The organism is Aliivibrio kagoshimensis (genome assembly GCF_050337105.1).
In the GTDB taxonomy this organism is placed as follows: domain Bacteria; phylum Pseudomonadota; class Gammaproteobacteria; order Enterobacterales; family Vibrionaceae; genus Aliivibrio_A; species Aliivibrio_A kagoshimensis.
In genome coordinates this window covers 37,291-49,748 of sequence record NZ_JAKJSQ010000006.1, presented here as the reverse complement: position 1 = coordinate 49,748, position 12,458 = coordinate 37,291, and the positions used below count along the sequence as shown (strand labels likewise).

Annotated in this window: 11 protein-coding genes; 8 read left to right on the top strand and 3 right to left on the bottom strand. The window is 44.6% G+C overall.

Annotated elements, in window-relative coordinates:
* Nucleotides 1-130: 130 nt before the first annotated feature.
* Both L4C32_RS03835 and L4C32_RS03830 read left to right on the top strand, forming a co-directional pair.
* Complete coding sequence (locus tag L4C32_RS03835; RefSeq protein WP_428195537.1) at nt 131-1,900, top strand: bifunctional glycosyltransferase family 4 protein/polysaccharide deacetylase; 1,770 nt, start codon at nt 131-133, stop codon at nt 1,898-1,900.
* A 37-nt stretch (nt 1,901-1,937) separates the two neighbouring features.
* A complete protein-coding gene (locus tag L4C32_RS03830; RefSeq protein ID WP_428195536.1) occupies nt 1,938-2,762 on the top strand; it encodes a glycosyltransferase in 825 nt (274 codons plus the stop codon).
* 14 nt (nt 2,763-2,776) lie between these two features.
* Here L4C32_RS03830 and L4C32_RS03825 read toward each other — a convergent pair whose 3' ends face one another.
* The gene (locus L4C32_RS03825; RefSeq protein WP_428195581.1) at nt 2,777-3,484 is read right to left on the bottom strand and encodes a 3-deoxy-D-manno-octulosonic acid kinase; all 708 of its coding nucleotides are present in this window, start codon (nt 3,482-3,484) and stop codon (nt 2,777-2,779) included.
* Between the two features lie 162 nt (nt 3,485-3,646).
* Here L4C32_RS03825 and gmk point away from each other — a divergent pair, with 162 nt between their 5' ends.
* The 5 genes from gmk to recG all read left to right on the top strand — a co-directional run bounded on the left by gmk (nt 3,647) and on the right by recG (nt 9,729).
* Nucleotides 3,647-4,270: a guanylate kinase gene (gene gmk / locus L4C32_RS03820; protein ID WP_428195535.1), complete on the top strand. Its 624-nt coding sequence runs from the start codon at nt 3,647-3,649 to the stop codon at nt 4,268-4,270.
* 122 nt (nt 4,271-4,392) lie between these two features.
* Nucleotides 4,393-4,665: a DNA-directed RNA polymerase subunit omega gene (gene rpoZ / locus L4C32_RS03815; RefSeq protein WP_428195534.1), complete on the top strand. Its 273-nt coding sequence runs from the start codon at nt 4,393-4,395 to the stop codon at nt 4,663-4,665.
* 42 nt (nt 4,666-4,707) lie between these two features.
* Nucleotides 4,708-6,822: a bifunctional GTP diphosphokinase/guanosine-3',5'-bis pyrophosphate 3'-pyrophosphohydrolase gene (spoT, locus tag L4C32_RS03810; RefSeq protein ID WP_428195533.1), complete on the top strand. Its 2,115-nt coding sequence runs from the start codon at nt 4,708-4,710 to the stop codon at nt 6,820-6,822.
* Nucleotides 6,823-6,921: 99 nt separating this feature from the next.
* Nucleotides 6,922-7,626, top strand: a complete 705-nt coding sequence (trmH, locus tag L4C32_RS03805; protein WP_428195532.1) for a tRNA (guanosine(18)-2'-O)-methyltransferase TrmH — start codon at nt 6,922-6,924, stop codon at nt 7,624-7,626.
* An 18-nt stretch (nt 7,627-7,644) separates the two neighbouring features.
* Nucleotides 7,645-9,729 carry an ATP-dependent DNA helicase RecG gene (gene recG, locus L4C32_RS03800; RefSeq protein ID WP_428195531.1) on the top strand — a complete coding sequence of 695 codons (2,085 nt, stop codon included), beginning with the start codon at nt 7,645-7,647 and terminating at the stop codon, nt 9,727-9,729.
* Nucleotides 9,730-9,735: 6 nt separating this feature from the next.
* Here the strand turns inward: recG and envZ are convergent, their stop codons facing one another.
* A complete protein-coding gene (gene envZ, locus L4C32_RS03795) occupies nt 9,736-11,055 on the bottom strand; it encodes a two-component system sensor histidine kinase EnvZ (RefSeq protein WP_428195530.1) in 1,320 nt (439 codons plus the stop codon).
* A gap of 12 nt (nt 11,056-11,067) precedes the next feature.
* Nucleotides 11,068-11,787 (bottom strand): osmolarity response regulator transcription factor OmpR, encoded by a 720-nt coding sequence (gene ompR / locus L4C32_RS03790; protein WP_428195529.1) that lies wholly within the window; start codon nt 11,785-11,787, stop codon nt 11,068-11,070.
* Nucleotides 11,788-11,981: 194 nt separating this feature from the next.
* Between ompR and greB the strand changes: the two genes are divergently transcribed.
* A complete protein-coding gene (gene greB / locus L4C32_RS03785) occupies nt 11,982-12,458 on the top strand; it encodes a transcription elongation factor GreB (RefSeq protein WP_428195528.1) in 477 nt (158 codons plus the stop codon).

Below are 12,458 nucleotides of genomic sequence, written 5' to 3'. Positions count from 1 at the left end.
CTGACTAGATAAAATATGTCAAAACTGCTATTTTCACTCAGACAACAGCATCATACGAGACTCTTTTTCCCCTATGCGTCACGAAAGAGATGTAATGCGATTAATTATAAAACATAATAAAAGGTAACCGATGAATATTTTGATGGCTCTGTCTCAGCTGGAAGTCACCGGCGCAGAAGTTTACGCGACGACAGCAGGTGACGAGCTCAGTCAACGGGGCCATAACGTATTTTATGTCTCAGATACGCTGACCAAACCCCATCAAGGTCCGTTTTTCAAATTACGCTTCAATAAACGCAGTATTCCACGCCGTTTTTGGCATGTGGGTTACCTAATCTACCTCATCAAAAAGCATAATATTCAGCTGGTTCATGCCCACTCTCGCGCATCAAGTTGGAGCTGTCATCTCGCCTGTAAACTCACAGGTACGCCGATGGTCACCACAGTACATGGCCGTCAGCCTGTGCATGCATCGCGTAAAAAATTTCATGCTATGGGTGACAAGGCGCTGCCCGTTTGTGAAGCGATTCGAGATCAGCTGCACAACGATTTGGGGGTATCGCTCGACTCCATGATCGTCAGTCGAAACGGTATTGAGGCCTCACAATTTACCCATCAGCCTGCACCGAATAACGACAAACCGGTGATCACCATTATCGGTCGCTTAACCGGGCCAAAAGGCGAGCTCTGTTATCGTCTGCTTAACGAGTGTCTGGATAGCAACAAATACCAGATTCAAGTCGTCACCGGTTCAAAAGTTGAAGCACGTTTTAAGCCGTTTCAATCAACAGTCAATTTCACCGGTTATACCGATGATGTCCCTGCGATGTTGGCACAGTCGAATCTGGTGATTGGCGCGGGCCGAGTCGCTATGGAGTCTCTGCTATGTGGTAGGCCAACATTGGCAATCGGTGAAGCCAGTTGTATCGGTATTGTTGATGCAAACAATATTGCAGCCGCGATGGCCTCTAATTTTGGTGATATCGGGCCCAAAGATCTCGATATTGATTTTTCTTTAATTGCCAAGCAAGCCGAATTAGGACTGTCACAACCCCATTGCGATCAACAGGTCAGCCAGCAAGTTCGTCAGAACTATGATTTGAATAATATCGTTGATCAGTTAGAACAGACTTATCAAACCATCTATGTGGAAAAAATTCAGCGTGAGATGCCGATCATTATGTACCACCGTTTCATCAAAGATGAGAGCGAGAAAGGGGTACATGGCACCTATATGCATGTTGATATGCTTGAAAAGCACTTCAAATTACTTAAACAGATGAAGTTTGAAACTCTGACCTTTAAAGATTTGACAGACAGTGGCCTGATTCGTCGCCTTGACGCCGATAAGCGCTATATTATTATTACGGTGGATGATGGTTACCAAGATAACTACGAACTGCTGTTACCCCTGCTTAAAAAATACGATTTTAAAGCGGTGGTCTATTGTGTTACTGGTGAGAACTTTAATCGCTGGGATGTTGAGGTTCCAAGCAATCCAGAAAAGTCCGTACCGTTAATGTCAGCAGAGCAGATTAAGCTGATGCACGGCTCGGGATTGGTTGAGATTGCCGGTCATACCATGACTCACCCTCGATTAGACCAACTTTCAACGGAACAACAAAGAGCTGAGATTCTAGAGAATAAGGTTCAATTAGAGAACTTACTCGATGAGCCTTTAACCTCATTTGCGTATCCATTTGGTGATCATAATCAAGACTCAAAAAGGTTGGCTCAAGAGTTAGGTTATCAATTTGCCGTGGCGACCAATCAAGGTCCACTCGCCATGCATCAAGATCCCTTTACCATCCGTCGAATTGCCATCTTCCCAAAAACCGATGTGTTCGGTTTATGGCGCAAAGTTCGTGGTAACTATACGTTTAGAAAAGCGAAGCGTTAAATCAATACTCACTCACATTGAACACTATAGGTCATTCATGTTCTCAGCGTCTGTAATCATCTCTTTTTACAATAATATTAAAGCACTCGATGTCATTATTACGTCGTTAGAATCGCAAGCAGATGCTCAGTTTGACGTTATCATCGCTGATGATGGTTCAAATGAACAATCGCAACAATACCTAGCAGATAAAATCAGTTCGTCACCATTAACGATCAAGCACATCTCGCAGCGTGATCAGGGCTTTAGAAAAAACCGAATCCTTAATAAAGCGGTCAGTTTAGCTGAAAGTGAATACCTCATTTTTATTGATGGTGACTGTATTCCTCAGCAGCATTTTGTCGCCGATCACCTTAATGACAGTGCCTCTGGATTGATTCTAAATGGCCGACGCGTCGATCTTGCTGAAAGGTATAAAGAGAGACTTCATCAATCACGGTCGCCGCAAACGTTCTTTTACAATAATCTAGGTAGCATTCTATTTCACTACCTACTTGGCAAAGGAAAAAATGTGGAGAAGGGATTAAGGGTGACTAATCCTAAACTCTCGGGCTTTTTAAACAGAAAAGATAAAAGCATCGTAGGCTGCAACTTCTCTCTGTTCAAAGCCGACCTTCTTTCAGTGAATGGTTTTAATAATCGATATGAAGTTGCCAGTGTGGGGGAAGATACTGACATTGAATATCGGTTAGTCAAAGATGGTAAGAGAGTAAAAAACCTCTTCTTTAAAGCCAATATGCTACATGTGATTCATCCAGAACTGCCCCGATTAAAAGAGGCCACTGATATTTTTAATGAATCGGTGAAAAACGGCGAGACAGTGGCTATCGATGGCTATGCTCAAGCCTTTGAACAGCCTTAATATTGGCAAGCTCGCTATTTATCTCCCTTATAGCCTTGCATAATGAGTTCAATATCGAGCGGTTGAAACTGAATCGCTCTTTTCACACGCTCCTTCTCAAATGATCGTTCCAACCTTTTTAAATTACCGCTCTTCCAGGTATCCCCGGTTTGCTGCGAACACTTATCAAAATCAATAATCCACACTTTATTATCATCATCGACCAAGATGTTGTGAGTATTAAGATCAGTGTGATTAACTTGTGCATCGTGCATTTTTCGAATCTCAGCGCCAATCTTTTGATAAATTTCGCCCCCAAGTGACTGACCCTGTAAAATAGAGACCAGATCCCGCGCATTGGCTATCTTCTCACTCAGGAGATCGGCTTGATAACAGAAAGTACGCTTCACCGCTCTTGCTGCAACAGGTTTTGGAACATTAACACCTGCTTCTCTAAGCGTCTTGAGCAGCTGGAACTCTTGGTAGCTGCGTGTTTTTTCCCAACCAAAAAAGAGATAGTGATCAGTGACTATTTTTCCGAATAATCCACCTCGGCGATAATGACGCAACGCTGCTTCTACTCGCTCGGTACGAATAAACCAGGTGGTTCCGCGACCCGTAGCGCTGCCAATTATCTTTCCACTCTTCTGCCAAAAAGTGGCATCAAAGCAAGATTCAGGGCTCTCCGCCAATAAACTCTCATCGTACCAAATCGTTTGATTCTCTATTCGAATGCTCTTCATCATCAATATATCAACAGTTTAAAACTATAAAAGGCCATAGTATTTTACATTTATCAGAGCTTGGCGCATAATTTTTATTCAGGCAAATAATACAGCTTCTGATTCTATTTTAACGAAGATCATGATAATCTTCGCCTCCCTAATTTCTAAGCGGAAATAACCATGAGCAAAGGTACTCTTTACATCGTATCAGCCCCAAGTGGCGCGGGTAAATCCAGTTTGATTTCAGCACTGATTGAAACCAATCCGACCTATGCCATGAAAGTTTCTGTATCGCACACGACTCGTGGCATGCGCCCAGGCGAAGAGGATGGTATTCATTACCACTTCATTGGCAAAGAGAAGTTCGAAGAATTAATGGATCAAGGAGTTTTTCTTGAACACGCTGAAGTATTCGGTAACTACTACGGAACCTCTCGGGTGTGGATAGAAGAGAACCTAAATAAAGGCATCGATATCTTCTTAGATATTGACTGGCAAGGTGCTCGTCAAATTCGCAAACAGATGCCTTTAGCAAAAAGCCTCTTTATCTTGCCTCCTTCCAAAGAGGAACTCGAGCGCCGATTAAATACGCGCGGACAAGATAGCGAAGCCGTCATTGCAAAACGTATGGATAAGGCCAAATCTGAGATTTCACACTACAATGAGTATGACTATGTCATTGTAAATGATGACTTTGATGCAGCCCTTGTGGATTTTAAAGCCATTATTCGTGCAGAAAGATTAAAACAAGATAAGCAGTCTGCAAAATACAGCAGCATGCTCTCTGGCTTATTGGCAGAATAGCGCCACTAAAGGGGTAGCAACGATCCTCAAAGATCGCGATGATCATATTTTTAGTGTATTAAGCACAACATTTCTGTACAATTTTACATCGTATATTAAATTAATTATTTTTGGAGTCCTTCATGGCACGCGTAACCGTTCAAGACGCTGTTGAAAAAATCGGCAACCGCTTCGACTTAGTACTTATCTCTTCTCGTCGCGCTCGTCAAATGCAGACTGGCGGAAAGGATGCCTTGGTTCCTGAAGAGAATGATAAACCTACTGTTATTGCTCTTCGTGAAATCGAAGAAGGTTTAATCACTAAAGATGTATTGGATGCTCGTGAGCGTCAAGAGCAACAAGAGCAAGATGCTGCAGAACTTGCTGCTGTTAGCTCAATTACGTTGCCTCGCTAATACGGCAACCCCTGTTCAACATTACGGATACCGAGCTTAAGTTTGTATTTATTCGATAGCCTTAAAGATGTTGCCCAAGAATACCTTTCAGAGCCTCAAATTGAGGCTCTGCGTCGATCTTACCTAGTAGCAAGAGAAGCGCACGAAGGACAGACTCGTTCTAGTGGTGAACCCTACATTATTCACCCTGTCGCCGTCTCACGTATTCTGGCAGAGATGCGTCTTGATCATGAGTCACTCATGGCCGCGCTTTTGCACGATGTCATTGAAGACACCCCTGTCAGCAAAGAAGATCTTGCCGAGCAATTTGGTGAAACTGTCGCCGAATTGGTTGATGGTGTCTCTAAACTGGACAAATTAAAGTTCAGAGACCGCAAAGAAGCCCAGGCTGAAAACTTTCGTAAAATGATCATGGCGATGGTTCATGATATTCGCGTGATTCTGATTAAACTGGCTGACCGTACTCACAACATGAGAACGCTCGGTGCACTACGACCAGATAAACGTCGCCGTATTGCTCGTGAAACCTTAGAGATATTCTCCCCGCTTGCTCACCGTTTAGGTATCCATAACATCAAAACTGAGCTTGAAGAGTTAGGTTTTGAAGCTCTCTATCCCAATCGCTACCGAGTGCTAAAAGAGGTGGTTAAATCTGCCCGTGGTAATCGTAAAGAGATGATCCAAAAGATCCACTCTGAAATTGAAGGGCGTATTGAAGAAGCAGGGATCAATGGCAAGGTATTAGGCAGAGAGAAAAACCTGTTTTCTATCTACCAAAAAATGAAAAATAAAGAGCAGAGATTCCATACTATTATGGATATCTATGCTTTTAGAGTGATTGTTGATGATGTGGATACCTGTTACCGAATACTTGGACAGGCACATAACCTCTATAAACCTCGTCCCGGAAAAGTAAAAGATTACATTGCGGTACCAAAAGCCAACGGTTATCAATCTCTACATACCTCAATGGTTGGGCCACACGGCGTGCCTGTTGAAGTACAGATCCGTACTGAAGATATGGAACAGATGGCCAATAAAGGGGTGGCGGCTCACTGGACATATAAAGATGGTGATAAGTCAGGCACCACCGCTCAAATTAGAGCCCAACGCTGGATGCAAAGCTTATTAGAGCTGCAACAGAGTGCCGGTAACTCATTTGAATTTATCGAGAATGTAAAATCAGAGCTCTTCCCAGACGAAATTTATGTCTTTACCCCAAAAGGCAGAATTTTCGAGCTTCCGGTAGGGGCAACCGCGGTCGACTTCGCTTATTCTCTACACTCTGATGTCGGAAGTACTTGTGTTGGCGCACGTGTTAATCGCCAGCCTTATCCGTTAAGTAAACCGCTGAAAAACGGTCAAACCATTGAGATAATTAGTGCTCCTGGTGCTCGCCCTAATGCCGCTTGGCTGAACTATGTGGTCACCGCGCGTGCCCGTACTAATATCCGTCAAAGCTTAAAAACATTACGCCGTGAAGATTCCATTATTCTCGGAAGGCGTCTACTCAACCATGCTCTTGGTAAGGTTGCGATTGATGACGTTCAAGCTGAGAATCTCAACAATGTACTCACCGATTTAAGGCTGGAGAGCCAAGACGATCTGTTAGCAGCCATAGGTTTAGGTGAGTTGATGAGTATTGTCATTGCTCGTCGACTGTTGGGCAATTCTGATGAACTCACCGAGCAAGAGAGCAGTTCAATCTCTGGCAACAAACTGCCTATTCGAGGTGCAGAAGGGATACTGCTCACCTTTGCCAACTGTTGTCACCCACTTCCAGGCGATCACATTATTGCACATGTGAGTCCGGGTCGTGGTTTGGTGGTTCATATGGAAGATTGCGCCAACGTGCGTGGATACCAAAAAGAACCTGATAAATACATGGGTGTTGAGTGGGCAGATGAATTTGAACAAGAGTTCGTCACCACCTTAAAAGTTGAGCTGCATAATAACCAAGGTGTGTTGGCCAATTTAACCAATGTGATTGCGAGTACAGGATCCAACATCCGCAGCATTTCGACCGAAGAGAAAGATGGTCGATTATACGCTGTGACTGTTGAGTTGACGGTGAAAGATCGCGTTCATTTAGCCGAAATTATGCGCCGTATCCGCGTCATGCCTCTAGTATTGAAAGTACGACGACGGAAGAACTGATCCTCTGTTCGTTATTAAAATTGCGCTCTTTTTGGGCGCATTTTTTATTATAAAAGCACCCAGTGTCAATCCACTCTAATTAACGATTACCTAAATATTATGAATCTAGAACGTTACCAACGCATCACTTCCGTACTCTCAGCAAGACAGATTGATCTCACTCTCTGCTTAGAAGAAGTCCACAAGCCTAATAATGTTTCCGCTATTATTCGAACGGCAGATGCGACTGGTGTTCATAAAATTCATGCAGTTTGGCCCACTCAGCAAATGCGTACGCTAAGCCACACCTCTGCTGGCGCTCGCAACTGGGTTGAGGTGGATACTCATAAAGACATTACCAGTGCCATTGGCCAACTAAAAGATCAAGGCATGCAAGTGCTAGCGACCAACCTGTCTGATAGCGCAGTCGACTTTCGCGAAATTGATTACACCAGACCGACCGCCATTATTTTAGGCAGCGAGAAAACCGGAATCTCTAAGAAGGCGCTCGCATTAGCGGATCAAGACATCATCATCCCAATGGTCGGTATGGTACAGTCTCTGAATGTCTCCGTTGCCAGTGCCCTGATTCTTTATGAAGCACAGCGTCAAAGAGCATTAGCAGGCATGTACAACAAAAGCAAAACCGATCTCCCTGATGACGTAGTAAATAAGATCCTGTTTGAACGTGGTCACCCCGTTCTTGCAAAAGTGGCTAAACGTAAAGGGCTGCCAATGCCAAAATTGGATGAGATTGGACAGATCGTGGCCGACGAAGCGTGGTGGGCAGAGATGCAAGCTATTAAACCGAAAAAGAGCCGTTAATCGTAACAAGGAGGGTGTATGTCTAATCAGATCTTATCTGCGGTTCCATTGACGGCACTGTCCGGTGTCGGGGCAAAAGTGGCCGAGAAGCTGGCAAAAGTAGGCTTACACTCGGTTCAAGATCTGCTGTTTCACCTTCCTCTTCGTTATGAAGACCGCACCCGTGTTTGGCCCATGTCCCAACTTCATGCTGGTGTTGTGGTTGCAGTGCAAGGGACGGTGATGAGCTGCGATACCCATTTTGGCCGTAAGAAAATGCTGAGTGTAAAAATCAGTGATGGCAATGGCACAGTGGCACTGCGTTTTTTCAATTTTAATGCGGGCATGAAAAACAGTTTTGCAGAAGGAAAATCCGTACACGCTTTTGGTGAAATCAAACGCGGTATGAATGGGTTAGAGATTGTTCACCCTGATTATCGTTTTCAGACTAGCTCTGACAACGCCCAAGAGCAGCCGCAAACCCTGACTCCGGTCTACCCGACCACAGAGGGACTTCGTCAAATAACCTTAAGAAACATCACTGACCAAGCTCTGTTACTGCTGGATAAAGCGGCGGTGAGTGAACTGCTACCTGCTGGCCTCTATAATAATCAAATCACTCTCGCTGATGCTCTTCACACCATTCATCGACCAACACCACCGATGGATATGGATCAGTTTGATCAAGGCAAACACCCCGCACAACAGCGGTTAATCATTGAGGAGCTATTGGCTCAAAACCTCTCAATGCTGGCGGTTCGTAGTAAAGGTCAGTTAGATATCTCCTTCCCGCTCCCTGACAGCAACCGTCTAAAACAGCAACTGCTTCAACAGCTTCCCTTTACACCCACCAATGCACAGCAAAGAGTCGTAAAAGAGGTTGAAGATGACCTTGCTCAACCTCACCCTATGATGCGATTAGTGCAAGGGGATGTTGGTTCAGGAAAGACTCTCGTTGCTGCCTTAGCTGCGGTCAGAGCCATTGAACACGGTTATCAGGTCGCATTAATGGCACCTACCGAGTTACTTGCCGAACAGCACGCCATTAACTTCAATGCTTGGCTTGAACCGATGGGAATAAAGGTCGGTTGGTTAGCCGGAAAATTAACAGGAAAAGCAAGAGAGAGTCAGCTAACCAGCATTGCTGATGGCAGTGCCAAAATGGTGGTGGGTACTCACGCCCTATTCCAAGAGCATGTTGAATTTCAAAATTTAGCCTTAGTGATTATTGATGAGCAGCACCGATTTGGGGTGCATCAACGGTTAGAGCTTCGGGCAAAAGGAGAGAGGCAAGGTGCTTTTCCGCATCAGTTAATCATGACGGCAACGCCGATCCCTCGAACGTTAGCCATGACGGCTTACGCAGATTTAGTTACCTCGGTCATTGATGAACTGCCTCCGGGTAGAACCCCGATTCAGACCATTGCACTTCCGGATACGCGGCGCCGAGACATTATTGAAAAAGTTCGAGCCGCCTGTACCAATGATGGTCGACAAGCCTATTGGGTCTGTACCTTAATTGATGAGTCTGAACTTCTGGAAGCACAAGCCGCTGAAATCACAGCTGAAGAGTTAACCTTACTGTTGCCTGAACTGAAGATTGGTTTAGTACATGGCCGTATGAAATCGGTAGAAAAACAGGCCATAATGCAGCAGTTCAAAGCCGGAGAGTTACAGCTGTTAGTGGCTACCACTGTGATTGAGGTCGGTGTCGATGTACCAAATTCTAGCTTAATGATCATAGAGAACCCAGAACGTCTTGGCTTAGCACAGCTGCATCAACTGCGTGGCCGTGTAGGTCGAGGTTCAGTGGCGAGTCACTGTGTATTGCTCTACCATGCACCGCTATCAAAAACCGCTCAAAAACGGTTGGGTGTACTACGAGAAAGTAATGATGGGTTTGTGATAGCGCAAAAAGATTTAGAGATAAGAGGGCCAGGAGAGTTGTTAGGGACTAAACAGACGGGACTGGCTGACTTTAAAATTGCCGACTTAGTCAGAGATCAACGGTTGATTCCTGAAGTACAACGCATGGCACGCCATATTCATGATAGCTACCCGAACAATGCAAAAGCGATCATTCAGCGCTGGGTTGGAGAGAAAGACGTCTACTCTAACGCCTAAACTCGCTTACAGCTCCTCATTATAGAAAGGGAACATTAAACGAATATCCAATCCTCCTTCGCTGTGATTGTTCAGTGAGATCGAGCCATTGTGATGAGTCACAATACGTTTCACAATTGCCAAGCCTAACCCTGTTCCCTCACTGCCTCGCGCACTGTCTCCACGGGTAAAGGGTTCAAATACAGATTGTTGCTGCTCTAAAGCGATACCCGGACCAAAGTCTTTCACACTGACCACCACCATCTTCTGATCATCGCTCAGTGTCGTCGACATCTTGATCATGCCTTCACTATAACGAATGGCGTTAGTCACCAAGTTAGTAATCGCTCGTTTTATGGCTATCGCATTGCCATAAATGTCGCTTGGCATAGGCGTTAGTTGCACCTCAATTTCTCGCTCATACCCCCCTTCTGACATTGCAATTTCACTCACTAAGTCGTTAATGTCTAGTGAAGAAAAGCTTTGTGCCGTCGCGGGTTTTAAGTAATCCATAAACTGACTGATGATCTCGTTACACTCTTCTGTATCTTTAATCATGCTCTCGGCAAGGTAGTTGTCTTCGGGAGGCATCATTTCAGTGGCAAGACGGATACGGGTTAATGGTGTGCGTAGATCATGGCTAACCCCCGACATGAGCAGAGCTCGATCATCTTCTAGCTTTTGTATCCCACGAGTCATTTGATTAAACGCATAGGTCACGGCACGAATCTCAGACGCCCCCTTTTCAGGGATCTGTGCCGGTACTTCACCTTGGCCCACCCGTTTTGCCGCTTCAGCCAAGTTCACTAAAGGTCTATTTTGCAAGCGTATAAATAACCAACCACCAGCAATAACCAATAAAGCGATGATTAAGCTATAACGAAACAGCGGTTGGAAATCATCCTCATGCAGTTCAGACAGAGGGACTCGCATCAAGAAACCCGGCATCGCATCGCACTTCATCCACAGCACATAACTATCGACACCCAGTACCAAACTGACTTCAGTATGCGAGCCTAACTCTTTACTCATATCTTCACTGAGAAATTCAATGCTTGTCGCTTTTTGATACTCATGCTTAACCAGCGTGTCACTAGGGCCGTGCAACGTCACACCAAGCTGCTCAAGAAGGTGACGCCTCAGAGGCTGATCTAAGTGTATTTTACTGCCGTTTTTCAGTTCTAAATCTTCTGCTAACATTAATCGGACTTCGTAACCTAAAATCCGATTAAACTGTTTTATGCTCGGCAGCAACGCGTAATTAAGTACTACCAGATATGAGAATATCTGGCTCGCAATTAACAAGCTACCAAGCAGAAAGAGAGTGCGAGCAAAAGTACTTTTCATTATCGGTTAAGTCTACTGCTCTTTTCCTTCAGGAACAAATACATAACCCAAACCCCATACCGTCTGGATATAACGAGGGCGACTTGGATCTTCCTCAATCATACGACGAAGACGAGAGATCTGAACATCAATTGAACGCTCCATAGCCGAGTATTCACGGCCTCGAGCCATGTTCATTAACTTATCACGCGACATTGGCTCACGTGCATTAGTCACTAACGATTTCAGTACCGCAAATTCACCCGATGTCAGTGGCATAGGCTCTTCATTGCGGAACATCTCGCGAGTACCAAGATTAAGTCGGTATTCACCAAATTCAATCACCTCTTCTTCAGAGCTTGGCGCTCCCGGTAACTCAACCGTTTGGCGTCTTAACACGGCACGGATACGTGCCAACAGTTCACGAGGATTAAATGGTTTAGCTAAGTAGTCATCCGCCCCTACTTCTAGGCCGACAATACGGTCTATCTCATCGCCTTTAGCGGTTAGCATCAATATCGGTAGCATATTATTGGCACTGCGCAGTCGGCGACAGATCGAAAGACCATCTTCACCCGGCAACATTAAGTCCAACACCATGAGATGAAAGTTTTCACGAGTCAACAAGCGGTCCATCTGCTCACTATTGGCGACACTTCTTACCTGAAAGCCTTGCTCTGAAAGATAGCGCTCTAATAGAGAACGTAGACGTACATCATCATCTACCACCAATATTTTGAAATTATCTTGCATATTTTACCTACCTCAAACAATGGCACTATTTATAAATAGTACTTTCACCACTAGTGTACTAATAACTCAGTGCGATGTATGGAATATCGATAATATTTCAATTTGAAATTGTTACGTTTTGTGTCCTTTTTCAAAAATTTTAACCCCTCACTTTATCTTAGCTAAGATCGACATTAATAAGTACAATAAAGCGTATGAAGACAAATTTAATTACCCGTGAAGGTTACAACAAACTCAAGCAAGAGTTAGATCATCTATGGCGTGTTAAACGGCCTGAGATCACCCAGAAAGTGACGTGGGCCGCGAGTTTAGGCGATCGTTCAGAAAATGCCGACTACAAATACAACAAACAGATATTACGGCAGATTGACCGCCGAGTTCGATATCTGCGTAAACGTCTTGAGGTGGTAGATGTCATTGAATACTCTCCACAGCAAGATGGTAAGGTTTTTTTTGGCGCCTGGATAGAGATTGAAAATGAAACAGGAGAGATTCTCTCTCTGCGTATTGTTGGCCCTGATGAGATTTACGGCCGACATGACTACATTTCGATTGACTCTCCCATGGCCAGAGCACTGCTCAAAAAAGAGGTGGACGACGATGCTGTTGTTCAAACCCCTGAAGGCCCTAAGACTTGGTTTGTAAATAACATCACCTATAAACGAGACTAA

What these genes read in the sequence shown, in the direction of transcription:
- L4C32_RS03835 (WP_428195537.1), top strand. Translation starts at nt 131, where the DNA reads ATGAATATTTTGATGGCTCTGTCTCAGCTGGAAGTCACCGGCGCAGAA.
- L4C32_RS03830 (WP_428195536.1), top strand. Translation starts at nt 1,938, where the DNA reads ATGTTCTCAGCGTCTGTAATCATCTCTTTTTACAATAATATTAAAGCA.
- L4C32_RS03825 (WP_428195581.1), bottom strand. Translation starts at nt 3,484, where the DNA reads ATGAAGAGCATTCGAATAGAGAATCAAACGATTTGGTACGATGAGAGT.
- gmk (WP_428195535.1), top strand. Translation starts at nt 3,647, where the DNA reads ATGAGCAAAGGTACTCTTTACATCGTATCAGCCCCAAGTGGCGCGGGT.
- rpoZ (WP_428195534.1), top strand. Translation starts at nt 4,393, where the DNA reads ATGGCACGCGTAACCGTTCAAGACGCTGTTGAAAAAATCGGCAACCGC.
- trmH (WP_428195532.1), top strand. Translation starts at nt 6,922, where the DNA reads ATGAATCTAGAACGTTACCAACGCATCACTTCCGTACTCTCAGCAAGA.
- recG (WP_428195531.1), top strand. Translation starts at nt 7,645, where the DNA reads ATGTCTAATCAGATCTTATCTGCGGTTCCATTGACGGCACTGTCCGGT.
- envZ (WP_428195530.1), bottom strand. Translation starts at nt 11,055, where the DNA reads ATGAAAAGTACTTTTGCTCGCACTCTCTTTCTGCTTGGTAGCTTGTTA.
- ompR (WP_428195529.1), bottom strand. Translation starts at nt 11,787, where the DNA reads ATGCAAGATAATTTCAAAATATTGGTGGTAGATGATGATGTACGTCTA.
- greB (WP_428195528.1), top strand. Translation starts at nt 11,982, where the DNA reads ATGAAGACAAATTTAATTACCCGTGAAGGTTACAACAAACTCAAGCAA.